Genomic DNA, 24,448 nt, shown 5'->3' with positions numbered 1-24,448 from the left:
CGCCTTACCATTCATACTAAATACCAACTATTTATGAACAATGGATTTTTACCAACCAACATCTACCAACAAAAATGGGTGAAAGTAATGCTGCTCTGCGGGCTGTTATGCTCAGCTACACAGCTGCGCGCCTACGCACAGTCGTACCTGCAAAAGCAAACAACCATTGCTTTCAGCTACGAAACTATTGCTTCCTGCCTGAAGAAATTGCAGACGAAAAGCGCTATCAACATCTCTTACAATGAAAGTGATGTAAAAAAGTATTCTGTTAATACACTCGACTTCAGAGACGCGGGTATTACCCAAATCCTGGATCAACTGTTGAAAAATACCGATCTGCAATACCGTAGCATGAACGATGGCATCGTTATTTTCGTGAAAGCGGAAAATACAGCACATGCCGCCATGCGCACCATTTCTGGTACGGTCAACAGCGTCAGGGAAAAAGGCCCTGTACCCGGCGCTTCTGTGCTGGTAAAAGGTACTTCCCGTGGTACCGCCACCAATGAAAAGGGAGCGTTTACTATTAAGGTACCCGCCGACAAAAATATACTGGTGTTCTCCGCCATCGGTATGCTGTCGCGCGAATTGGTGATCACCGGCGAAACTATGGACGTGCAACTGGCAGAAGATGCCAGAACACTGGGCAGCGTAGTAGTGGTAGGTTACGGACAGGTTAATAAAAAAGACCTCACCGGTTCTGTATCATCCATCAAGACAGATGATATGAAAAAAATGAATACCACTTCTTTCGATGCAGCACTGGCCGGACGGACCGCTGGTGTGAATGCGGTGAAGTCTACCGGCGCACCAGGTGCGGTAGCCAATATCCGCATCCGCGGAGGTACTTCTGCCTATGGTAACAATGAACCCCTGTACGTGATTGATGGTGTGCCTGTGGAAGTAGGTAATGGCCAGGGCAATAAGCAATATGCCGATGATGTATACAGACAAATATCACCACTGGCTAGTATCAACCCGGAAGATATTGAAAGCATGGACATCCTGAAAGATGCATCTGCTGCGGCCATCTATGGCTCCCGCGCGGCAAACGGTGTAGTGATTATCACCACCAAACGCGGACGTTCCGGTCCCAAAGCAGATATCTCCGTTGGGTACACCGCTTCTGCCGATAATTTTGCTAAAAGGTATCATATGCTGAATGGCGCGGACTACCTGAAAACAGTACAAACTGCCTATAAAAATGGAGGTAAACCTACCCCCAAAGATTCTATATTGTATCCCGGCACCAGCACAGACTGGCAGCGACTGGTCACCCGTACAGCAATGACTAACAATGTATACCTGAACATCAACGGAGGTTCCAATAATGGTAATACGCTGTACTCTGTTTCCGGTAGCGTGACCGATCAGGCTGGTGTTATCAAAAACAGTGGCTTTAAACGCTATAACCTGAGAAGCCGCCTGGAAACGACCCTGTTTGATCGTTTACGCCTAGGTACCAACATGAACTACTCCATGATGGAAAGCACTACTGGTACCGGGTATTATACTATTATCCGTTACCGCCCTGATATTCCCGCTTATGATAGTCTGGGCAGATATGGTGCAACACCAGATAGCTCCCAGTCCAATCCGGTGGCACAATTAGCCCGTAGAAACCGTAACAGAAGCCAGAATATGATGATGTCATTTTTTGGTGAAATTGAAATCGTGAAAGGATTAAGATGGCGTTCCGATCTCTCTTATAATATTATAAAGGGAGATATGCTGAACTATACCCCTTCTTCTGATGTGTTTGAAATCAGGAACAACCGGACTGGCTCCAGGGAAGATTATTCCAACAACAGCTCTTCCCGCATTTTTGATAATACCCTCTCTTACCTGAAGAGCTTTGGCCAACACAATCTGAATACGGTAGCAGGGATGTCATTTCAGCAGAGCAAAAGTGATTTTGCCACTATCAAATCCAATAACTTTTCCGATGATGAATCACTGAACCACTTAGGCGGCGCCAGCATCCTCAATACCTGGAGCAGTGGCGGTACGATCAGCGGATTGCAATCTTATTTCCTGCGTGCCAATTATAATTTCGCAGGTAAATATTATTTCACCTTCACCGGTCGTGCAGATGAATCCACTAAATTTTCTCCGGGCAACCGCTGGGCATTCTTCCCATCTGCAGCACTGGCCTATCGTTTAACGGAAGCTGGTTTTATGAAATCAGCTTCCTGGCTGGAAGACATGAAACTGCGGGTATCCATAGGCAAAACCGGTAGTGCTAATTTCTCCGATTTCCAGTATACTACCTTGTTTACGTCCGGTAGTTTCTACAACAGGAAAAACGGGATGATCGTTAACGACGTTCCCAACCCGGATATCCGCTGGGAGTCTACCAATCAACTGGATGCTGCCGTTGACTTCTCCATGTTTAAAGCAAAATTAAGAGGTACTATCGGGTACTTTAAAAAGTATACCCGTGATATGATTCTCTATCGCAGCATTACCATGGAAACAGGTGCGGCGCAACAATATTACAACGTGGGAGACTTCTCCAACCGTGGCGTGGAAGTACAGATCGGAAGCGATGTAATCCGCCATAAAAATTTCAGCTACATCACTGATGTAAACATCACGCGTATACGTAGCCGCGTAGAAAAACTGAATGGTGGCTTCGACCTCAACGGCGTATTGGTTGAAGGGCGAAGCATGGGGTATATGGAAGGATTTAAAACAGCCGGTATCTTCCAGTCACAGGCAGAAATTGATGCTCTCAACAAAACCGCCCCGGATGGTTTTTACCAGGCATCCAAAACCGCTCCCGGCGATCTTAAATTTGTGGATGTAAACGGTGATGGCCGCATCACAGATGAGGATCGTGGCATCATCGGAAAATCAGAGCCTGATTTTTACGGTGGATGGAATAACATTGTGCGGATCGGCAAATGGGAAATCACTGCTTTCTTCAATTTCAGCATTGGTAACTCTCTGTATAATAAAGGTCGTAAAGACATGCTATTATTTGCCAGCAATACCAGTAACTATGCAAAGGAAATTTTAACGAACTCCTGGTCGGAATCCAATAAGGGCGCAAATTTACCCCGCCTGGTCTCGGGTGATCCCAATCAGAACGGACGTGACTCCGATTTCTTCATTGAGAAAGCCGGCTTCTTTAAACTGAAAAATTTACAGATCGCTTACCTCTTTAATACACCAGCACTGAACCGCGTTCGGATCAATAATATTCGTGTATTCCTGACCGGTAGCAACCTGCTTACTTTGACGCCATATAAAGGGCTGGATCCGGAAGTGAATCCTGCCGGCGCCGGCAATTTTGCGCAGGGCTATGATTCCAATATCTATCCGCTGACCCGTTCATTTACCGCAGGTATTAACGTTAATCTGTAAACGAAAAGATCATGAAACAATATATTATTGCTACGATAGTCACCTCTTTTTTATTCGCTTCCTGCAAGCTGGTAAATGTAACCGATGTATCACCGGTTAACCAGCTGGAAGATGCCAACGCGATTACTTCCGTAGAAAAGGCACAAAGCGCTTTATACGGTACTTATGGTATCTTGAACGGCACCGGTTTAGCCTTTAACTACTACATGCCGGCGGCTGCCAGTCTGATGGGACTCACCATGGACCCGGCGCAGGATGGTTTCGATTTTGCAGACAATAATGTTCCTACCAGTAACTATTGGCTGGAAAGTATGTATACCGGTGGTTACAAGATGATTAATATGAGCAATCATATTATTACCAAAACCACAGCGCTCAGCGGCAGTGATCCACGTAAAACGAGGATCATCGGAGAAGCGAAGTTCCTGCGTGCTATGAGTAATTTCTACCTGTTGCGTTTGTTCGGAGAGTTTTACGATACTACCTCTGCTTATGGATTGGTGTTGCGTGTGGATCCGGTAAAGGATGCAGAAGCCATTCCCCGCTCCGGTGTGCGTGCCACCTACGACCAGATCAATAAAGACCTGGATGAAGCAATACTCGAAACGAATGAGTTTTCAAGTACCTTTTATGCTTCTAAAATAGCCGCACGGGCACTGAAATCAAAAGTATTGCTCTATCAGCAACGATACGCGGAAGCCGCTGCTATGGCCAAACTGGTAACCACGAGCAGCCAGCGTAACCTGGAAGATACTTTTAAGACCATCTTCTCCAAAAAAATAAGAGATACAAAAGAGGTGATTTTCCAGACCCCGTACGATGCCGGCACCAACATCAATAACAAGTGCTATGCATTTAATACGTGGTTTGTTCCTTCTGCTTATTACATCGCATTTATGAAAGGCGATCTGCGGGATTCCATGGCTATCAGGGTTACAGGTACCCGCGTGAGGAACGGTAAGTTTATGGCCGGCCAGGTAGATGGTGCCCCTTCCAACTCCGATACAGAATATTTTATMCGGTTGGCAGAACTATACCTGGTACAGGCAGAAGCAATTGTGAGAAGCGGTGGTTCGTTGGATGAAGCCAGGGCTGCGCTGAACAAAGTGCGTAAACGTGCACTGATGCCGGATGTAACGATCAACGATAAAGCCGGTTTGCTGAATGCCATCCGTGAAGAGAAGATCCATGAACTCGGCGCAGAGAGCGGAGAAGAGTGGTATGATCTGGTGAGATATGCCAATAGAGGCGAACTGGATATTAAAACATTTAAACCGGCCTTTATGGGTAAGCAGCGATATATCCTGCCTATTCCATTGAAATCTATTCAGGCATCCGGTAAAGTAGTGGTACAGAATCAGGGATATTAATAAATGAATGTATGAAGAAGATATTTTTGTTAAGCGTGCTATCGGTGAGTTTATCGCTCAGTTGGTGCATTACCACACAGGCCCAGCAAAATGAAGCGGGTATCGTATTTCGTAAAGATGCTTTTGCGGATGTACTAAAAGAAAGCGCCCGCACCGGTAAGCTGGTGTTCATTGACTGTTATACCAGTTGGTGCGCTCCCTGCAAGTGGATGGAGAAGAATGTATTCGTAAATGATACGGCTGCCACCTACTACAATGCTACGTTTATCAACTACAAAATTGATATGGAAAAAGGAGAGGGACCTGCACTACGGGAACGTTACAATGTACAGGTGTTTCCTACCTATCTGTTTATCAACAGCAAAGGTGAACTGGTGCATAAAGCTACCTCCCGGATGGAGTTACCTGAGTTTATAGACGAAGGAAAGAAAGCCCTGGATCCCGCACGTTCCCTGGCTTCCATGGAAAAGGCTTTTAATAGCGGTCGCCGCAGCAAAGAGAATTTGCTGGCATATGCGTTGGCGTTACAAAAAACAGATCGCAACAAAGCAGATACGGTGAGTAAAATGCTGATCGCACAGCTAACGGATGCTGATCTGCAAACTCCCCTGGGATGGCAAACCATTCAGGCTTTTTCCTGGGATGAAAATGAAAAACTTGGTAAGTATTTCACCGCTCACGTAAAGGAATATACGAAGAAGTATGATGCAGCAGCAGTGAACAAAATGCAGGAGCGTTTACTGAGCACTACACTATATGGCCTGATCCGTAAAAAGGATAGCACCGCTTTTTATGCCCGTTTGTCTCCCTGGTTAAACACCACAGATGCCGGCTTACAAAAGAAGGCCCTGATGATGGAAGCAGAATTTTACCTTACTACTGCCAACGTGAAAAACTTTGTAAAAGTAACAGACAAAGGATTAGCTGGCGTGATGCAAACGGACGATGCAGGCCTGAGTTTCCTCGCCCGTCGTTGTCAGTACCAGGCTGCCGGTGACAAACAATTCCTGCAGCAAGCTTACAAACTGGCAAAACGCGCTGCGGTGATAGCTCCACGGGAGTATAGCAACCAGGGCACCCTCGCGAAAATATGCCAGGAGCTGGGCAATAAGCCGGAAGCGCTTGAAGCAGCAGAAGCAGCCTACCAGCTATCATTACTTGAAACCTCTAAAATCCAGAAGATCGCACAAAAAGAACTGGATGAGATAAAAGAGATGAAATAAAATACGGACCTTCGGTGACATTGCTTTAAGTATGCCCAGGTATATTACAGTGACGTCACTGCTGAATAAAACAAAGAAAAGAGATCCGTGGTTTCTGGACGATTATACTATTAATCCGTACAGTGGTTGTACATTCAACTGCTTGTACTGTTATATACGCGGTAGCAAATACGGTATTAACATGGCCGAGAAGTTGTCGGTGAAGGAAAATGCTTTAGCCATCCTTCGCCGGCAACTGGCTGCCAGGGCCCGCAAACAGCAACAGGGTTTTGTTGTATTATCTTCTGTTACGGATGCGTATCTACCCATAGAAGAGAAAGAACAACTAACCAGAGGCATCCTGGAGCTACTGCTGGAATACCGGTTTCCGGTGCATATCATCACCAAATCTCCCCTCGTACTGCGTGATCTGGACTTACTCCGGCGCATCAACGAAAATGCCATTTTACCCCCTGATATGGCCCAATATCAGCATAAGGTTTTTATTACTTTTTCTTTCAGCACCATTGATCCGGTAATCGGTAAACAGTTTGAACCAGGAGCACCTGATCCTGCAAAACGATTGCTGGCTATGCAGGCATGCGCCGATGCGGGATTTATGACGGGCGTGAGCTTAATGCCGCTGCTGCCTTTTATCACAGATGTGCCGGAACAACTGGCACGCATGTACGCTGCTTTTCAGCAACACAGCGCACGTTATGTTTTCCCCGCTTCCATCACACTATGGGGCGAAGGCGAGGCCGATAGCAAGCAACTCGTATTACAGGCTGTAGCACAATATTATCCGCAGCACCTCACCAATTATCAGCGACTGTTTGCACATAACAACAGCGTGCCGGCGGCCTACAACAGCGCATTACAGGCAGCTGCAGCGGCAGAAGCCACCCGTTATGCATTACCCGCTCAGATCCCTTTTATATAAGGCTTTCAAAATTTCACCTGTTGAAACTTGCTTTCCCCCTTGTAAAGCAATATTTTAGGAGAGCAAATTTTAAAACCCACGGATATGAGTAATGTAAACAACCGCAGACAATTCCTGCGTCAAATGGGATTATACACGATGGGAATCGGTATGTTACCCGCTGTACTGGCTGCCTGTAATAATGGAAAATCCACCCGGGAAGGGACGAAAGACAGCTCCGCAGCTCCCGGAGCAGGCGAGGCCGCTGCCAAAGAACTTTTCTTCAAAATATCGTTGGCGGAATGGTCTTTCCACAAAGCATTGTTTGCTGGTAAAATGAACCACCTCGACTTCGCTTCCCGCGCTAAAAATGAATTCGGTATCCAGGGCATTGAATATGTAAACCAGTTTTTTAAAGACAAGGCAAAGGATCAGTCATACCTTGCCGAAATGAAAAAACGCGCGGATGACCTGGGTGTACGCAGTGTGCTGATCATGTGCGATGGGGAAGGAGAAATGGGAGATCTTGAGGTGAAGAAAAGATTGCAGGCAGTAGAAAATCATTACAAATGGGTAGAAGCAGCAGCCTTCCTGGGCTGTCATTCCATCCGTGTAAATGCTGCCGGAGAAGGTGCGCCGGAAGAAGTAGCCAAAGCAGCAGCCGAATCATTAACCAAACTGGCCACATTTGGCAAGGAACATAACATCGGTGTTATCGTGGAAAACCATGGCGGGATGTCTTCCAACGGCAAATGGCTGAGTGGCATCATGAAAACGGTGAACATGCCTAACTGTGGCACATTGCCGGATCTTGGTAACTTCTGCATCAAAAGAACCAAGCCGGAAAGTAACACACCGGAAGCCTGGGCTAAAACTACCTGCCTGGAAGAATACGATCGTTACGAAGGCGTAACAGAGTTGATGCCTTTTGCCAAAGGCGTGAGCGCTAAAACCTACGACTTCGATGATGCCGGTAATGAAAAGACTATCGACTATACACGCATTTTGAAGATTGTAAAAGATGCCGGTTTCAATGGCTTTATGGGCATTGAATACGAAGGTGAAAGATTATCTGAAGAAGAAGGGATTAAGAAAACAAAAGAGCTGTTGCTGAGAGTCGGCGGAGCGATGTAAAGGGTTTTAGCTTTTAACCATTAGCTTTTAGCAAAATGCAGCGAAGAACATAGTATATATGTTTCCCTTCGCTGCATTTTGCTAAAAGCTAAAAGCTAATGGCTAAAAGCTAAAACCCCCTAAACGCTTTCTTAAGGAATGCCAACGCATGTATGTAAGCATCCTCCGTAGCAGCACTGTTAAAAATAGGATTACTTGGGTTGGCAAAACCATGATCTGCATCATAACGTTTAACCGTTAACGTTTTTCCCGCAGCCTGCATATTTTTTTCAAATTCGTCTACTACCTGGGGCGTAATACCTTTGTCTTTATTACCGAAGATACCCAGCACCGGAGCTTGTAAAGTGCGCAATTGATTCACGTCTTTTTCCGGCATGCCATAATACATCACCACACCAATATTTTGAGTGCCTGCCAGTAATCCCGACTGCAGTGCAATACCTCCACCAAAACACCAGCCAATAGCCGCTATTTTCGCTGATTTGCCGGCATAGGCGATAGCGCCCCGCATAATGGCGCCTAACCGCTCCCTGGTGGCTCCTTGCATTAATTTGGCCGCATCCTCGCGGTTAGTTGCTACCTTCTGATCATACATGTCTACCGCCAACACATTTACTTTCCCTCCCAGGTCATTGTATAATTTCTCAGATTGCTTTTTGATGTAGTCGTTCAATCCGTACCATTCCTGGTATACCAGCAGGTATTGATCGGTAGCTGTTTTGGCTTTAAACAGGAAGCCATGTGCAGGTGTGCCGTCGGTAGTGTTGAACGTGATATTGGTACCGGTAGTGCCCTGGTACGTATAGGGTAACGGATCTTTATGTGCCATGCGGAAATCTTCCCGGTTGGCGAGGGTGGCAAATTCCGTTACCGCGTCTGTATGACAACAGGGAGCTGTTTGTGCAAAAGCACTCGCGGCCATAAATACGAATGCGGTTACGAAGGACAGTTTTTTCATAACAGTTATTTTTGGTGAGTAGAAGTTACGAATTTCTTTGGTGTAGGTTTTGTAAAATCAGTGATATGGATCTTCAGTCAGGTTACCCTTATTCACTCATCCGTAATGGCCTTCCATTCAATTACCCATGGCTGGAAGCCGATATTCGTACAGACGTGGCAGTAATAGGCGGTGGTATTTCCGGCGCTTTGGCCGCCTATGCTTTAACACGCGCAGGTATATCTACCGTAGTGGTGGATGCCCGCACAATCGGGTTGGGTAGCACCGCCGCGAGCACTTCCCTGTTGCAGTATGAAATTGATACGCCTTTATATAGGCTGCAGGAAAAGGCCGGCATGGCCGCCGCCAGCAGGGCATATGAACTATGTGCGGCATCTATCGGGGAACTGGAAAGTATTTGTAAAACCCTGCGGTTTCCTCATTTTGAGAAGAAGCATAGTCTTTACCTGGCCTCTTATCGCAAAGACGTGGCGGGGCTAACGAAAGAATACCAGGCCCGTAAAGCCCTGGGGCTGAAAATGGACTGGTGGGACGAAGGCATGGTAGCAGATAAGATGGGCTTTACTGCACCGGCGGCCATCTACTCACATACGGCTGCACAAACCGATGCCTACCTGTTGTCACATGCGCTGCATCAGCATAATATCCACCACGGTGGGGCGGTATATGACCGCACTGCGGTGGTGGATATGGAATTCCGTCCACGGAGTGTGGTACTGAAAACCGCATATGGGAAACAGATTACTGCCCGTTACCTGGTGATTGCCACCGGCTACGAAGTATTGCAATATATAAAGCTCCCCCTGCTGACGCTGAATGCTACCTATGCCGTGGTTAGTGAACCTAATCATGCCGTGGAGCAATGGTACCAGGACTGCCTGATCTGGGAAACAAAATCTCCATATCTGTATATGCGCGTTACCAGCGACCACCGGGTGCTGATAGGAGGGAGAGACGAACCTTTCTATAACCCTACCAGGCGGGATAAACTGATTCACCGCAAAGCGGTGGCCCTGGAAAAAGACCTGCATAAAAAATTTCCGGAACTCCGTTTTCGGCCGGAGTTCAAGTGGTCCGGTACTTTCGGGTCTACGGAAGATGGGTTGCCATTTATCGGTACTTTTGCACCAATGCCGCATACCTACTTTGCACTGGGCTTTGGTGGCAACGGCATCACTTTCAGCCAGATCGCCGCCAACATTATTACAGATCTTATACAGGGAAAGAAAAATCCCGATGCGGATATTTTTTCTTTCAACAGAAAAATAAGAAACTAACGGTAACGTATATACTAATAATAATTAAATCCGTGCAGGTTTATAAAATCAGCTGTATATTACAATCTGCATATTGATCGTCTGTAAATTTAAAATAGAATGGCAAATTCTTTTTATTCCTATCTGGCATTTATACTGCCAGACTCTAACGCAAATATCGACACGCTGAAAAACGCTTTAACCGACTTCTATTCAGAGCCGGTGATCGAGAATCAGCCAACAGTCAGCATGAATGAGAACGAAATTACGGTACGTTTTGAGGACGACTACACTTTTCATATCGTGTTTTCAAACGATGCGCATGTAAATGTAGAAGCCAGGGAACTGGCAGAAGAGCAGGCATTAGACTGGAATGAGGCCGCCTTTGATAAAGTGGGGTTGGCGCAAAGTACCAGTCGTTTTGAGATCTGGGGGGAGGAGGATTATGACATGGACTATTTTAATGATAGCCTTTTTATTATACAGAAGATAGAAGAATTTAACAGGGTTATTATCTTTCAGAACAACTAGACAAAAACTGAAAAGACAAGCGGACTCCCAATGCTTCTGAGAGTTCCGCTTGTCTTTTCAGTGAAAATGTATAACTAACGTTAACGGATATACTAAAATGTAATCACTGCTTTATTGTTGGTGATTTTATATTTGAAATGTTGTTGTTCGCCCAGGTTACGCAATACATCTTCCAGGGTGGCATTAAAAAAGCGGGCGTCTGTGATCACAGGCGATTTGGAGGCATCTCCCTTCATTTCTATTTCTACACCAAACCATTCTTCCAATACCCGGCTCAGTGTCATTGGATTGGCATTTTGAACGTGAAGCGTATCTGACAACCAGGTTTCCAGTTCTTCCGGATGATAGGTTTCTTTTTCCATCAGGTCTATTTCATTATTGGCCAGGATCATTTGTCCGCGTTCCAGTATTTCCGGTTGGTTATCGGTAGTGGAATGATAGGATTTTCCTACGCGGATTTTCCCGGTAAGCAGGTATACGGTGGCGCCATGTTGACTGGCAAAAGAACGCATTTTGAAAGAAGTACCTAAAACGGTTGCTCTCAACTTATCACTGGTTACCGTAAAAGTATCGGTAGCGGGAGTAACATTGAAAAAAGCCTCCCCATCCAGTATGACGGCACGGTTGCCCTGCAGATAGTTCTCCGGTACTTCCAGCACAGAGGCAGAATTGAGGATCACCCGGGAGCTGTCCGGGAGAGTTAGCGGTGTCCTTTGGCCGGTGGTGCCCTTATAGGAAATATACTTAACGCCCGGTGTTTTCAGGTTCACAGTAGTGGCTTCCGGCGCTTTAGGCTGGCAGCCGGTGAATACTATTCCCCCCAGTAGAAACAGGATAAAAGTCTTTTGCCAGGTGGCAGTTTGGGAGATAGTATCAGTTTTAAATAGCATATTCCGGGAATTTTGTATGTAATAGAAAAGACCTAAAAGTAATAAAATAAACAGCGGTAAACAGGTATGCTTAAACAATTTATGAGAAGCAATAGACAATATCTGATAACGCTGTTAAAAAGATATGCTGATATTATAATGATTTTTGTTTAAAAGGTGGACGCACCCTAACTTTGCGGCCCATGGAAAAGCAGCTACCTTTATCATTTGATAATACGGCTATTGCATTTGAGGCAAAGACCGACAAAGCACTGAAAAAAGCCAACTTTCTCTTTAGTAATATAGGGAAACCCTGGTTGGTAAAATTCGGTTCAGTGATGACACCCATCGCATTTAAACTGAGATTACCCATTAAAGGGATTATCAAAAAAACTATTTTCTCACAGTTCTGTGGTGGCGAAAGTCTGGAAGAAGCGGCTACGACTGCATTGCAGTTAGGCAACTATCATGTCGGCGTTGCGTTGGATTATGGGGTGGAAGCCATGGAAGGTGAACATAGCTATGATGCTGCTGTACCAGAGTTTATCCGGGCTATCCAATACGCAGGTAGCAGACCCGACATTCCTTTTATAGCCATTAAAATAACCGGTTTTGCCAGGTTCGACCTGCTGGAAAAGGTGCATCGTAAAGAAGCCTTATCCGCCGCAGAACAGGAAGAATATATCCGTGTGCGTAATCGTATCTATGCGATTGCGGAAGCTGCCTCCAGGCATAACGTAGCAGTGCTGGTGGATGCAGAAGAATCCTGGATTCAGGATCCGGTTGATGATCTCACCGATGAGATGATGTCTTTATTCAACAGAGGAAAAGTAGTAGTATATAATACTTTCCAGATGTACTGTCACGACCGTTACAACTTCCTGCAGGTATCGCTGCAGAAAGCAGAAAGAGAAGGGTATCTGCTGGGAGCAAAGTTGGTACGTGGTGCATACATGGAAAAAGAAAATAAGCGCGCCGCAGAAAATAATTATCCTACACCAATACAACCGAGTAAAGAAGCCACAGACAGGGATTATGATGCTGCAGTGAAATACTGTCTGGATCACCTGGATAAGCTCGCAGTTTTCATTGGTACACATAATGAAAACAGCTGCATGCTGGCCGCCCGTATGCTGGATGCAAAAGGCATTATTCACAATCATCCGCATGTTAGCTTCTCCCAGTTGCTGGGTATGAGTGATAACATCACCTTTAACCTGGCACATGCCGGCTACAATGTCAGTAAATATCTGCCTTATGGCCCGGTAAAAGAGGTAATGCCTTACCTGCTTCGCAGGGCGCAGGAAAATACTTCCATCGCCGGACAAATGGGACGAGAACTGGCCCTGATCAGAAAGGAAATGAAGAGAAGGGGAATTTAAATAGCTATTAGCCATTAGCTTTTAGCTTTTAGCAAAAATGCAGCGAAGAACATAGTATATATGTTTCTCTTCGCTGCATTTTTGCTAAAAGCTAAAAGCTAATGGCTAACCGCTCTCTAAATATTGCTCTCACTCTGAGGCAACGGATATTTCTCCCACACGTCATCATCTGGTCTGTCTTTAGGCAAGGTGCCCAACAGGTTATATCTTCTTACATCAATCCAGCGATGTCCTTCCATGAACAGGGAATAGCGCCTGTTATACAGCAGTTCTGTAATCAGTGCTGCCTGCGTGGATGGGCCGGGATAAGGAGCAAGATTATGGGCGGTACGGATCCTGTTGATAGCAACAATGGCATCAGGCAGGGCATTGAGTTGAATTTTTGCTTCTGCATAGATCAGGATCAGTTCTTCATTACGGATAATACTGATAGGTGAATTAGGGGAAGCCCATATGATCACATCCCGGTTGCCGGTTAATCCACCCTGACTGGCAGAAGAAGTACGGGTAGCTGTTTTAAGATCCAGCCGGTCGTCTCCCGGAGCAAGATTAGTGGTGAAAGATGGATGCGATACCCTTATTTCTCCGTTACCATTAGGCGCAATGAACATGATATTTGCCAGGTCACCACCGTTGGTAGAAAAGCTGTGAGAGATGCCGATGTTCAGATTACCGTTCAGGTCGAAGAAAGATTCATTCAGCGCAGTTAACGCGGCTGCCCAGTTTTTACGGTAAATATGTACCCTTGCCGCAAGCGCACGGTTAAATTTGATTAAGCCGGCAGCATCTTTAAATCCGTTGAAACCAGCGGATAATGGGAAAATCACTTCAGAACCGGTGAGATCCGTTTTGCCTTCATCCAAAAATTTCAACACAGAATCCAGTACCTGGTCGGTATTGGTGATTACCGGTCCCAGGGTGCCACCACTGGCTACGGGTATACGGGCACCATTGGTATAGGTCAGGTTAATATTCAGTAATAGCTGGTAGCCAATCAGCGTTTTTGAATAACCCAGGAAGGCTTTCTTTTGTGCATCGGAAGCAATTTCTGTACGGGTATTCCTGATGGCATCCTGCAGGATAAAACACTGCCTGGCCACCTGGTAACGGGAAGCCCATGGATTGGTGAGATAAAAGGTATTGTTATCCAGCAGCTTGGTGCCACCACCTAATAAATCCGTGGTATACCGTGGTTCTGCAGTAGAGAAACGGTAAATTTCACGGCCTATAACGCCTACGCCATCCAGGTAAGCAGCAAGACTGTTGCGCATCCCGGATTCGGCGCCGGTTACCAGGTTAAACAAATCACTTCTGGACGGATCTTTTGAAATACCGTCTACAACTGGTGTATTGAGACTATTGATTTCTCCCTTCTGACATGCATTGATGAACAGTAGCGAGAAAACAACAGCGATCGTTGAGATATACTTTTTCATATAGAATGATTTTATTAGCAGAGAGAAAATGATCAGAAATCTATACCAACGTGAAAACTGGCTCTTTTAGATGCAGGAAAAGGCATCACATCTACACCAGTAGATAACCCAATACTGCCGCGGCTTTGCGAAGTAGTAATGGTGTTACTGCCGAAGTTGGAAACTTCCGGATCATAACCCACATATTTAGTCCAGGTAAAGAAGTTGTTGGCGGAAATGCCGAGACGTAAACCTCTGATTGTTTTGTTGTTTTTCAGCGGCACGTTGTAATATAAACCTATCTCACGAATACGCACATACGAAGCATCCTGTACATAAATAGATGCATCACCGGCGCCGGGACGGTAAAGCCCTGCCTTGGTGCCATTGCTCACTTCATCAAAGTCAGGGGAAGTAGCGCCAAGGTCAGTCAGCAGCTGGGTAAGATTAATGTTGTCGCCACCTTTTTTCCAGTGAATAAGGAACCGGAGGGAGAAGTTTTTGAACAGGGTCACTTCATTGAAGAAGCTCATCTGGAATTTAGGTTCTGAGTTGCCGATAAGTTTCAGTTTACCATCCACAGTACCTTTGATCTGCGTAGCCGGCTGTCCTTCTTCCAGGTAGAAAGTTCCCAGTGAGTTACCGAAAGCGCCAATGGCATATGGAGGAATGATCAGTTTGGTAACTTTACTTCGGTTAAACCAGAAGTTAATAGTACTGTTCCACCTGAATTGGGCGGTATTCACGGGAATGGTATTCAGTCCCAGTTCAATACCTTCGTTCTTTAGGTCACCACTGTTTTTCCACTCATTGGCATAACCGGTGGAGGCAGGCAATGCATGGCGCAGCAGTACGTCATAAATGTTTTTGTTATAGTAACTGGCTTCCAGGCTGATACGGCCATTCAGCACACTGATATCCAAACCCGTTTCAAATTCTGCCTGCCGTTCTGGTTTGATATCGGGATTTCCCTGCAGGTTGTCCACGAGTACACCAGGGAATCCGCCGATATTACTACCCAGCATAGCGGTAAATTTACTGCCATAGGGAGGTACGTTGCCAGACTGTCCATAAGCGGCACGGATCTTCAGGTTATCAATGCTGGAAATATTCCAGAATTTCATTTTGGTCAGGTTCCAGGAAAAGGATCCTTTAGGGAAGACATAGTACTTCTTGTAGTCACCATTGTTGGTAGACCTGTCAAAACGCACACCTGCACTTAATGTGATGGCATCCATAAGAGAAAGGTCCTCCTGTATGAAAATACCATTATCCCGGAATTTCTGCCGGAACTGGCGGGTATTGGTATTGGCACTGGCGTCCAGGTTACTTTGTCCGGATACCAGGTTAGTGGCATTGGTAACAATGTTATCCATGAAACCATTTTCCAGGGTAGCACCTACTGTACTGTTTAACGTGAGGTTAGGATTAGGTGTAAATGAATTGATGAAGAAGCCCGCAATATTGGTATTGGTGTTGTTGGTGTTGCCCTGTATAGAATGTCCCTGCAGGTTGTTTTCTTCAAATTGCAGGTTACGGGGGAACAGTGCAGCGGTTTTAAAGTTAAAATAATCGATACCACCGCGACCTATAAAGCGGGTAGTAGAACGATCACTCATCTGCAGTTTAATTTCCAGGTTACCCCCACCTACAAAGCGGTTGGTTTTTTCGTTGTTGGCCATCAGATCACGTGTTTCCAATGGGTTGGAAGAAGCAAACTGGTTGCGCGGATATTCTCCCAGTGCATTGGGATGCAGCTCCACAAAATCAGGTGTGGAAGACAATGCAACACCATAGGATACACCGTTGTTGTCGTTGTTGGTAAGCCCCCTGTCAGCAGAAGACCCTATATAATTGGTAGTAACGCCAAGGAATACACGATCATTTACTTTATGGTCTACATTCAGGCGAATGGAGTTGTTGAAATAACCGGTATTCTTCACAATACCATCTTCTTGCCTCCTGTTGCCGGAGAGATAGAAGGTGGTCTTTTCACTACCTCCGCTGAGAGAAACGCCGGTGTTCAATACCAGTCCGGTTTGCCCAAACATTTCTTTTTCATAGTCATAGATCTTGCCTGCATTTTTGGCGGTATTAAACTGTGCTTTATAAGCAGCCCGTTTTGCCTGCACAGCAGGATCCGGATTGCTGGCAGCACCGGCCAGATCGGCGGCTGCATCTTCTGTGAACGTGCGTACGCCCATCAGGTGCCTTACCTGGGTGAAACCTACTTCCTGGTTTACACTTACTTTCGTTTGACCGGTCTTCCCCTTTTTAGTGGTGATAATAATTACACCAGCTGCTGCTTTGGCGCCATACATGGCTGCCGCTGAAGCACCTTTCAGAATTTCAATATTTTCAATGTCTTCAGGGTTCAGATCCGCAATACGGCTGGAAGGGTTATCCTGGTTATTGGGATTGCCTGCGGTAGCGGCGCCGGTAACATCATTCAACCCGGCCGGGATACTGCTGTTATTGAAGAAAATACCATCTACTACATACAGGGGCTGGGAGTTTCCGAATACGGAAGTAATACCTCTCATTTTTACGGAAATACCACCACCGGGAGCTCCGGAGTTGGCGGTGATCAATGCACCCGGTACTTTGCCACTAAGGGCTGCATCAAAGGTTTGGGCAGGCGCTACTCCATTTAATTCCTTGCCGGAAATAGTGGCTACCGCATTGGCAAGGTTACTTCGCTTTACATTGGTGGCCAAACCCGTTACCACAATTTCTTCCAGACGGGCAAAATCTTCTTCTATAGAAATATTCAATATCGTTTCTCCTGGTTTCAATGCCACCGTCTGACTCTTGTAGCCGGTGTAGCTCACCAGTAAACTGGTGGTTCCAGCTGGAATGGCCAGGGTGAACTTGCCATCGGGGTCTGTGATGGTGCCTTTGTTCATGTTGGGTACCCGAACGGTGACCCCTGGAATAGGTTTGCCACTTACGGCATCCTTTATTTTTCCCGAAATACTTTGTTGCGCAAATAGTGCCAGGGTACTGCACAGGCATAGCAGTACCAGCAAGCTGGATTTTGGTAGAAGCATAGCTTGTTTGGTTTAGATAAATGGTGATGTGGTAAAAGAGGTTATTTTATCATATAGTTTGATAGTAATTTTGATGATTAAAGGACTAAAACTGTTCTTGATTTTGGTTGTATTATTTAAAACTATTTTCCTCTGTAATTACCCTACCGGAATGGCTAACACAGGTTTTTCAGTACATCTTCCGGGGGAGGGAGTTCTCATTAAGCCGATCTTGTTGTAATGTTGAATTATTATAGCAGATTACGAAATTTTACAGGTATTTCGGTTTTTTTTGTTTGATATAATTATGTTATATTTTTTCGATTGTAAACTTCGTAAATTGCGCCCTTATGGATCAGTATCTATCTTTATTACAACATATTATCAGGGAAGGCGCCGTTAAAACAGATCGTACTGGAACCGGTACTACCAGCTGCTTTGGCTACCAGATGCGCTTTAATTTACAGGAAGGATTTCCGGTGGTCACCACCAAAAAACTGCATCTTAAATCTATTATATACGAATTATTGTGGTTTCTGAAAGGCGACACCAACACCGGTTGGCTGAAAGAACATGGTGTCAGCATCTGGGATGAATGGGCTGATAAAAATGGCGATTTGGGACCTGTATACGGCAAGCAATGGCGTAGCTGGGAAACCCGTAGCGGAAAAGTAATCGACCAGATTACAGAGGCTGTAAACACCATTAAAAACAATCCGGACTCCCGCCGTATCATAGTGAACGCATGGAATGTAGGTGAACTGTCAGAAATGGCACTCAGCCCCTGTCATTGCCTGTTCCAGTTTTATGTCACCCCGGCAGATACAGCCAAAGGGGAAACCCGTGGAAAACTGAGCTGTCAGCTGTATCAACGCAGCGCCGATGTATTCCTGGGCGTACCTTTCAATATCGCTTCCTACGCACTGCTCACCATGATGATGGCACAGGTCTGCAACCTGGACGCCGGAGATTTTATACATACTTTCGGTGATGTACATCTTTATAGCAACCATATGGAACAGGCCAACCTGCAATTAAGCAGACAACCTTTCCCGCTCCCGGTGATGAAGATCAACCCGGAAGTAAAAGATATTTTTTCTTTTAAGTATGAAGATTTTGAACTGGTCAATTATCAGTTCCATCCAGCCATTAAAGCTCCGGTAGCTATATAACCTTCTTTATATGCGTATATCCATCATTGTAGCTGCCTCGGATAACAATGTTATTGGCATCAATAATATGCTGCCCTGGCGCTTACCAACGGATCTTAAATATTTTAAAGCCACTACATTGGGCAAACCCATTGTTATGGGACGCAAAACATTTGAATCCCTGGGCAAAGCCCTGCCAGGCAGACCAAATATTGTGATTACCCGGCAGCCGGATTATCGGCCGGAAGGCGCTTATGTAGTACGTTCTATTGAAGAGGGGATTGCCAAAGCAAAAACATTTGAAGGAGAGGAACTGTTTATTACCGGCGGATCCCAGATCTTCGAACAGGCATGGCCGTTAATTGAACGTATTTATCTTACCCGCGTATACGCCGTTGTTCCCGGAGATGCGTTCTTCCCGCAGATAGATGGGGGAGAGTTCGAACTGGTCAGGGATGAGCGTCATGAAGCAGATGAAAAAAATCAATACGCATTTTCGTTCCAGGTATGGGAACGGGTCTGAAAATAGTGATAACAGCATAAAAATAACCCACGGTATAGCACCGTGGGTTATTTTTTTATACTAACGTAAACGGTTATTTGAAAATAACGGTACCCATACCATTAGTGAGCTCTTTTTCCAGAGAGTTCAGGTGTTTCTGCATTTCCAGGCAATTCATGATCTGATCCATGTCCGTCGCCTTCTTCGCTTCTTCCTGGTTTTCGTAGATCAGCTTTTTGATCTTACGGAGAATAAGATAGTTGGTAGTAGAGATGGTATCTTTCAGATAAGCATTATCCCCATACACGGTATCTATTTCAAAACGGTCTTTCCAGTTCATGCTGAGGTCCGCCTCCTTATCTTCGAGGATATTGGCAATTTGTTTGGACAAAACCTGGTCCTCATGATACAGGAACCATTTCTTATCCTGCAGATTACCGGTATCATACAGCACTTTATATTCTCTTAAGATTCTTTTTACCACTTCGCTTTCTGCCAGTGCTTCAAAGTCATAGGGGAGATGGAAGACATAATCTGCCACCGTACTATTCTCTTCTTCACTAAATGGTTTATCACCGAAGCGGAGTAAGATTTTTACCAGCTCTTTCTCCTGTTTTTCGTGCCCGTTGATCAGCGATTCTACAGAAATGCCTGTCTCGGCAGCTTCCATGGCGGCAATGGCCTCTTCGCTGAGTCCATCATCATCGGGAGCGGGGTTATTACGGGCGTGGGCCTGCTCACGTTTGACAAGCCTGTCACGGATAAATTTATTGACCAGCTGAATCAGCCCCTGTTCATCAATGTGTAATAACTGGCTGCATTGCCGGATATAATCCTGCTGCCGGGTAAAATCTTCTGCCTTATCAATTTTGGAAATGGTTTCGGCAATTTCATTGACCAGCTGCGATTTTTTATTGCTGTCGGTGCCTGCTTCCTGCATGCTCAGCTGCAGCTTAAACAGTACGAAGTCCTGCTTATTATCTTTGATGAATTCGCGGAACGCTTCTGCACCTATCTTCTGCACATAGCTATCCGGATCTTCTTTGTCCGGCAGCAATACCAGTTTTACGTTCAGACCTTCTTCTATGGCCATATCCAGCCCACGAAGTGCAGCCTTTACACCAGCACTGTCCCCATCATAGAGGATAGTGAGGTTATTGGTATATTTCTTTATCAGCCGGAGCTGATCCTGCGTAAGCGAAGTACCACTGGACGCTACCACGTTTTCCACACCAGCCTGGTGCAGGGAAACCACATCCGTATATCCCTCTACCAGCAAACATTCATTGAGTTTATCAATGGCATGCCGCGCAAAGTAGGTACCGTACAGTACCCTGCTTTTTACATAGATCTCATTTTCGGGAGAGTTGATGTACTTGGGTGCCCGGTCAGATTTTACCAGGATACGTGCACCAAATCCCAGTATCTTGCCGGATTGGTTGTGAATAGGGAAAATCACACGTCCACGGTAGTTATCTGCCGGCTGATCATTACGGATGGCTACCAGCCCCGTTTTTTGCAGGTATTCCAGGTTATACCCCTTGTCCAATGCTGATTTTGCAAAGGAGTCAAAGGTATTCAGACAGTAGCCCAGCTGGAACTTTTTGATCGTTTCTTCCGTAAATCCGCGTTCTTCGAAGTAGCTAAGGCCTACATTCTGTCCTTCTTCTTTATTGAAAAGGGCGTCTGTAAAATACTCCCGGGCGTAGTTGTTGATGATAAACAAACTATCCGCCATGAGCTGATGCTGTTTCAGCTCAGGACTTACCTCTGTTTCTTCCAGCTCTACCTGGTAACGTTGTGCCAGCCACCGCAGCGCTTCTACATAGGAGTACTTTTCGTGCTCCATGATAAAGCTGATGGAATTGCCGCTGGCGCCGCAACCAAAGCACTTATAAATCTCTTTGCCGGGAGAAACGGTGAAAGACGGGGATTTTTCGTTGTGAAACGGACACAAACCCAGGTAGTTGGCGCCCCTTTTTTTAAGTTTAACGAAGGAGCCCACTATTTCCACAATGTCTATGCGGCTGAGGATCTGTTGTATGGAGTTTTGAGATATCACGCAACTGCAAACATACGGGAAATTGACGAAGGCTGGAAAAGTGCAAATAATGGCGCAGAAGATCCGGTCTTCTGCGCCATTATTGTTCACCTATCTTTCCTTATATTTGGTAGATTATCAATTAGCCAAATCAATCTTATTTATCAGATGAAAGAAGTATTTATAGTAGCTACCGCCCGCACACCTATAGGTTCATTCAATGGTGTATTGTCAGGCGTTCCGGCTATACAGCTCGGTGCTACCGTTATCAAAGCAGTATTGGAAAGAGCAGGCATTGCAGCAACAGAAGTGAATGAAGTGTATATGGGCAATGTACTCAGTGCCAATCTTGGTCAGGCCCCTGCGAACCAGGCCAGTCTGGCGGCGGGAGTTCCCAATAATGTACCCTGTACTACTGTTAACAAAGTATGTGCCTCCGGCATGAAAGCAATTATGCTGGGTGCACAAAGCATTATGTTGGGTGATAACGAAGTAGTGGTGGCCGGCGGCATGGAAAATATGAGCGCAGCTCCTTACTACCTGGATAAAGCCCGTACCGGATATAAACTGGGACATGGAAACATTATAGACGGTATTATTCGTGATGGTCTCTGGGATCCTTACAAAGATTTCCATATGGGCAACGCAGCAGAGTTGTGTGCTACAGAGTATCACATCACCCGGGAAGACCAGGACGCCTACGCTATTGAAAGCTACAAGCGTTCGGCAGCTGCGTGGGAAAAAGGTTATTTTAAGGAAGAAGTAGTACCGGTGCAGGTACCTGGTAAACAGGTGGTAACGGTGGCAGAAGATGAGGACTATAAAAAAGTCATCTTTGAAAAAGTGCCTACCCTGAAACCAAGTTTTCAGAAAGATGGTACCATTACCGCCGCCAATGCTTCCAATATCAATGATGGCGCAGCTGCTGTAGTTCTGGTAAGCGGTGAAAAGCTGAAAGCACTGGGATTGAAGCCACTGGCTAAAATCATCAGTTTTGCAGATGCTTCCCAGGCGCCGGAATGGTTTACCACTACACCAGTAAAAGCCATCAACAATGCCTTGGCCAAAGCCGGTTTGCAAATAGGGGATATGGATTATGCGGAAGTAAATGAAGCGTTTTCCTGCGTACCTATTGCCAATGCAAAAGACCTGGGTCTGCCACTGGATAAAGTAAATGTATGGGGCGGTGCCGTAGCCTTGGGACATCCTATTGGTTGCAGTGGTGCACGTATCGTGGTGACCCTCAATTCCATCCTGCATCAGCAGAATGCCCGTTACGGCGTAGCTGGTATCTGCAACGGCGGTGGTGGAGCAAGTGCGATTATTATTGAAAAAGTATAGTTTTTTAGCTTTTAGCCATTAGCTGTTAGCTTTTAGCAAAATGCAGCGGAGATAAACATATATTATGTTCTCCGCTGCATTTTGCTAAAAGCTAAAAGCTAACAGCTAATTGCTAAGCGCAATCACCGTATCCCGGTTGTTCAACCTGATCCAAACACTGTCCTGCCCGCGTTTCAACATCTTCAGGGAATGAAGGGTGGTCCTGGGCGTCACTACGTCAGGCGTTATCTTCTCAAAAAATAAATATTTGTCTTCTACCAGGCTATATGCCGGGTAGGTGGATAAGATGCTGGTGGTTTTTGTTTGCAGGGCATAATCATCATCAATATTATAGCGCTGAAACTCACTGTCGGAGAGCAGGGTTATAGCCGCCACCAGGGTAATGGTACGCAGGGGAGGAATCAATAATCCGAGTAGTAGCACAAAAGGAAAACCAAAGAAGCATAGCAGGTAGGCATACCTGGCATCATTGTCTGGTTTCGTTAAGCCATATAGCAGCATGCCGGTTCCGGCGTAGAGGGTAAAGAAAATCCTTTCTGTCTGGGTGCCCTTAAAACCGTAATTATTCAGCATCAGGAGCAGACATAGTCCGGCAAAACAACCAAAAACCAGGTGGAGATACCATAAAAGTACCTGGAGGACAGGAGAATGAGCCTTTTTGATTTTACAGGAAAGGGCTGCTAAAAAGCATAAGGTCAGGATAGTGATGGTAATCATGACAGCGGGAAATTGTTGGCAGGCTTCAATAATGTTATAAAATATAAATATATATAATTATTTTAATTAACTACCAACAATGTGTATGTCAGGGGCATAATAATTATTAATCGGGCGTTTACTTTGCTTTTTCGCTAACAAACAATATTTTTGCCCTGCCTTTCGATAAAGGCAATTAAACTTTCAATTAAGAATAGCATGCGTCAGATAGCTTTCAGACAAGCCTTAAGAGAAGCCCTGCAGGAGGAATTTCGCCGTGATGAACGGGTATTCCTTATGGGGGAGGAAGTAGCCGAATACAATGGTGCTTATAAAGTGAGCCAGGGAATGCTGGATGAGTTTGGTCCAAAACGCGTAATTGACACGCCGATCGCAGAACTTGGATTTACTGCCATTGGCGTAGGTGCTGCTCAGAACGGCCTGCGTCCGGTTCTTGAATTCATGACCTGGAACTTCGCTGTACTGGCGTTGGATCAGATCCTCAATACCGCTTCCAAAATGCTCGCGATGAGTGGTGGACAAGTGGGTTGCCCGATCGTTTTCCGTGGACCTAACGGTTCTGCAGGACAGCTCGGCGCTCAGCACTCTACTGCTTTCGAAAGCTACTATGCCAATATCCCCGGGCTGAAAGTAATATCCGTTTCTAACCCTTATGATGCAAAAGGCTTGCTTAAAGCGGCTATCCGCGATGACGATCCGGTTGTTTTCATGGAAAGTGAGTTAATGTACGGTGATATGGGCGAAGTTCCTGAAGAAGAGTACATCATCCCGATTGGTAAAGCAGATATTAAACGTGCAGGTAAAGATGTAACCATCGTTTCTTTCAACAAAATGATGAAAGTAGCACTGGGTGCAGCAGAAGAACTGGCAAAAGAAGGTATTGAAGCAGAAGTAATCGATTTGCGTACAATTCGTCCGTTGGATTGGTTTACCATCCTGGAATCTGTCAAGAAAACCAACCGCCTGGTAATCGTAGAAGAACAATGGCCTTTTGCGAGCATCTCTTCCGAAATCACTTACCGTATCCAGAAAGAAGGTTTCGACTATCTGGATGCACCTATCCGTCGTATTACTGCACAGGATGCTCCTATGCACTATGCGCCTAACCTGGTTAAACAGTACCTGCCTGATGTTGAGCGTACCGTGAAACTGGTGAAAGAAGTAATGTATATGAAGAAATAGTTGTTAGCTATTAGCATTTGGCTTTTAGATAAGAGCGAAGATTATAAAAAGAAAGGAGCGAAGATTTTCTTCGCTCC

Annotated in this window: 18 protein-coding genes; 12 read left to right on the top strand and 6 right to left on the bottom strand. The window is 45.6% G+C overall.

The features are described from left to right. Nucleotides 1-33 precede the first annotated feature (33 nt). The 5 genes from AC1DCV_RS26255 to AC1DCV_RS26235 all read left to right on the top strand — a co-directional run bounded on the left by AC1DCV_RS26255 (nt 34) and on the right by AC1DCV_RS26235 (nt 7,997). The gene (locus AC1DCV_RS26255) at nt 34-3,369 is read left to right on the top strand and encodes a TonB-dependent receptor (RefSeq protein WP_477025956.1); all 3,336 of its coding nucleotides are present in this window, start codon (nt 34-36) and stop codon (nt 3,367-3,369) included. A gap of 11 nt (nt 3,370-3,380) precedes the next feature. After that, nucleotides 3,381-4,739 carry a RagB/SusD family nutrient uptake outer membrane protein gene (locus tag AC1DCV_RS26250; protein ID WP_477025955.1) on the top strand — a complete coding sequence of 453 codons (1,359 nt, stop codon included), beginning with the start codon at nt 3,381-3,383 and terminating at the stop codon, nt 4,737-4,739. Between the two features lie 11 nt (nt 4,740-4,750). Continuing rightward, nucleotides 4,751-5,962, top strand: a complete 1,212-nt coding sequence (locus AC1DCV_RS26245) for a thioredoxin family protein (protein ID WP_477025954.1) — start codon at nt 4,751-4,753, stop codon at nt 5,960-5,962. 31 nt (nt 5,963-5,993) lie between these two features. Beyond that, complete coding sequence (locus tag AC1DCV_RS26240) at nt 5,994-6,884, top strand: SPL family radical SAM protein (RefSeq protein ID WP_477025953.1); 891 nt, start codon at nt 5,994-5,996, stop codon at nt 6,882-6,884. An 84-nt stretch (nt 6,885-6,968) separates the two neighbouring features. Further along, entirely contained in the window at nt 6,969-7,997 is a 1,029-nt protein-coding gene (locus AC1DCV_RS26235) for a sugar phosphate isomerase/epimerase family protein (RefSeq protein WP_477025952.1), read from the top strand. 109 nt (nt 7,998-8,106) lie between these two features. On the opposite strand, the gene AC1DCV_RS26230 is transcribed toward AC1DCV_RS26235, so the two are convergent. Beyond that, complete coding sequence (locus tag AC1DCV_RS26230; RefSeq protein WP_477025951.1) at nt 8,107-8,955, bottom strand: dienelactone hydrolase family protein; 849 nt, start codon at nt 8,953-8,955, stop codon at nt 8,107-8,109. Between the two features lie 65 nt (nt 8,956-9,020). Between AC1DCV_RS26230 and AC1DCV_RS26225 the strand changes: the two genes are divergently transcribed. Then, the gene (locus AC1DCV_RS26225; RefSeq protein WP_477025950.1) at nt 9,021-10,232 is read left to right on the top strand and encodes an NAD(P)/FAD-dependent oxidoreductase; all 1,212 of its coding nucleotides are present in this window, start codon (nt 9,021-9,023) and stop codon (nt 10,230-10,232) included. Between the two features lie 99 nt (nt 10,233-10,331). Continuing rightward, nucleotides 10,332-10,742, top strand: coding sequence for a hypothetical protein (locus AC1DCV_RS26220; RefSeq protein ID WP_477025949.1), 411 nt, complete (start codon nt 10,332-10,334; stop codon nt 10,740-10,742). A gap of 92 nt (nt 10,743-10,834) precedes the next feature. Here the strand turns inward: AC1DCV_RS26220 and AC1DCV_RS26215 are convergent, their stop codons facing one another. Continuing rightward, nucleotides 10,835-11,632 (bottom strand): FecR family protein, encoded by a 798-nt coding sequence (locus AC1DCV_RS26215; RefSeq protein ID WP_477025948.1) that lies wholly within the window; start codon nt 11,630-11,632, stop codon nt 10,835-10,837. Between the two features lie 182 nt (nt 11,633-11,814). On the opposite strand from AC1DCV_RS26215, the gene AC1DCV_RS26210 reads away from it, so the two are divergent. Then, nucleotides 11,815-12,993, top strand: a complete 1,179-nt coding sequence (locus AC1DCV_RS26210) for a proline dehydrogenase family protein (RefSeq protein ID WP_477025947.1) — start codon at nt 11,815-11,817, stop codon at nt 12,991-12,993. Nucleotides 12,994-13,109: 116 nt separating this feature from the next. On the opposite strand, the gene AC1DCV_RS26205 is transcribed toward AC1DCV_RS26210, so the two are convergent. Together AC1DCV_RS26205 and AC1DCV_RS26200 are read right to left on the bottom strand one after the other, a co-directional pair. After that, complete coding sequence (locus AC1DCV_RS26205; protein ID WP_477025946.1) at nt 13,110-14,429, bottom strand: RagB/SusD family nutrient uptake outer membrane protein; 1,320 nt, start codon at nt 14,427-14,429, stop codon at nt 13,110-13,112. Between the two features lie 32 nt (nt 14,430-14,461). Beyond that, the gene (locus tag AC1DCV_RS26200) at nt 14,462-17,458 is read right to left on the bottom strand and encodes a SusC/RagA family TonB-linked outer membrane protein (RefSeq protein WP_477025945.1); all 2,997 of its coding nucleotides are present in this window, start codon (nt 17,456-17,458) and stop codon (nt 14,462-14,464) included. A gap of 329 nt (nt 17,459-17,787) precedes the next feature. Between AC1DCV_RS26200 and AC1DCV_RS26195 the strand changes: the two genes are divergently transcribed. Continuing rightward, entirely contained in the window at nt 17,788-18,609 is an 822-nt protein-coding gene (locus AC1DCV_RS26195; protein ID WP_477025944.1) for a thymidylate synthase, read from the top strand. 10 nt (nt 18,610-18,619) lie between these two features. Continuing rightward, nucleotides 18,620-19,111, top strand: coding sequence for a dihydrofolate reductase (locus AC1DCV_RS26190; RefSeq protein ID WP_477025943.1), 492 nt, complete (start codon nt 18,620-18,622; stop codon nt 19,109-19,111). 73 nt (nt 19,112-19,184) lie between these two features. Here AC1DCV_RS26190 and dnaG read toward each other — a convergent pair whose 3' ends face one another. Then, the gene (gene dnaG, locus AC1DCV_RS26185) at nt 19,185-21,242 is read right to left on the bottom strand and encodes a DNA primase (protein ID WP_477025942.1); all 2,058 of its coding nucleotides are present in this window, start codon (nt 21,240-21,242) and stop codon (nt 19,185-19,187) included. A gap of 57 nt (nt 21,243-21,299) precedes the next feature. Between dnaG and AC1DCV_RS26180 the strand changes: the two genes are divergently transcribed. Next, a complete protein-coding gene (locus AC1DCV_RS26180; RefSeq protein WP_477025941.1) occupies nt 21,300-22,472 on the top strand; it encodes an acetyl-CoA C-acyltransferase in 1,173 nt (390 codons plus the stop codon). A 105-nt stretch (nt 22,473-22,577) separates the two neighbouring features. Here the strand turns inward: AC1DCV_RS26180 and AC1DCV_RS26175 are convergent, their stop codons facing one another. After that, nucleotides 22,578-23,189 (bottom strand): hypothetical protein, encoded by a 612-nt coding sequence (locus tag AC1DCV_RS26175; protein WP_477025940.1) that lies wholly within the window; start codon nt 23,187-23,189, stop codon nt 22,578-22,580. A gap of 150 nt (nt 23,190-23,339) precedes the next feature. On the opposite strand from AC1DCV_RS26175, the gene AC1DCV_RS26170 reads away from it, so the two are divergent. Next, nucleotides 23,340-24,371, top strand: a complete 1,032-nt coding sequence (locus AC1DCV_RS26170; RefSeq protein WP_331969309.1) for a pyruvate dehydrogenase complex E1 component subunit beta — start codon at nt 23,340-23,342, stop codon at nt 24,369-24,371. Nucleotides 24,372-24,448 lie beyond the last annotated feature (77 nt).

Source organism: Chitinophaga sp. 10T418 (genome assembly GCF_056394125.1).
This window is presented reverse-complemented; position numbering and strand designations above follow the sequence as displayed.

Bases quoted from the DNA above. Each gene is read 5' to 3' on its own strand.
- AC1DCV_RS26205 (WP_477025946.1), bottom strand. From the start codon at position 14,429: ATGAAAAAGTATATCTCAACGATCGCTGTTGTTTTCTCGCTACTGTTC.
- AC1DCV_RS26220 (WP_477025949.1), top strand. From the start codon at position 10,332: ATGGCAAATTCTTTTTATTCCTATCTGGCATTTATACTGCCAGACTCT.
- AC1DCV_RS26245 (WP_477025954.1), top strand. From the start codon at position 4,751: ATGAAGAAGATATTTTTGTTAAGCGTGCTATCGGTGAGTTTATCGCTC.
- AC1DCV_RS26240 (WP_477025953.1), top strand. From the start codon at position 5,994: ATGCCCAGGTATATTACAGTGACGTCACTGCTGAATAAAACAAAGAAA.
- AC1DCV_RS26255 (WP_477025956.1), top strand. From the start codon at position 34: ATGAACAATGGATTTTTACCAACCAACATCTACCAACAAAAATGGGTG.
- AC1DCV_RS26195 (WP_477025944.1), top strand. From the start codon at position 17,788: ATGGATCAGTATCTATCTTTATTACAACATATTATCAGGGAAGGCGCC.
- AC1DCV_RS26200 (WP_477025945.1), bottom strand. From the start codon at position 17,458: ATGCTTCTACCAAAATCCAGCTTGCTGGTACTGCTATGCCTGTGCAGT.
- AC1DCV_RS26190 (WP_477025943.1), top strand. From the start codon at position 18,620: ATGCGTATATCCATCATTGTAGCTGCCTCGGATAACAATGTTATTGGC.
- AC1DCV_RS26215 (WP_477025948.1), bottom strand. From the start codon at position 11,632: ATGCTATTTAAAACTGATACTATCTCCCAAACTGCCACCTGGCAAAAG.
- AC1DCV_RS26225 (WP_477025950.1), top strand. From the start codon at position 9,021: ATGGATCTTCAGTCAGGTTACCCTTATTCACTCATCCGTAATGGCCTT.
- AC1DCV_RS26230 (WP_477025951.1), bottom strand. From the start codon at position 8,955: ATGAAAAAACTGTCCTTCGTAACCGCATTCGTATTTATGGCCGCGAGT.
- AC1DCV_RS26210 (WP_477025947.1), top strand. From the start codon at position 11,815: ATGGAAAAGCAGCTACCTTTATCATTTGATAATACGGCTATTGCATTT.
- AC1DCV_RS26180 (WP_477025941.1), top strand. From the start codon at position 21,300: ATGAAAGAAGTATTTATAGTAGCTACCGCCCGCACACCTATAGGTTCA.
- AC1DCV_RS26175 (WP_477025940.1), bottom strand. From the start codon at position 23,189: ATGATTACCATCACTATCCTGACCTTATGCTTTTTAGCAGCCCTTTCC.
- AC1DCV_RS26235 (WP_477025952.1), top strand. From the start codon at position 6,969: ATGAGTAATGTAAACAACCGCAGACAATTCCTGCGTCAAATGGGATTA.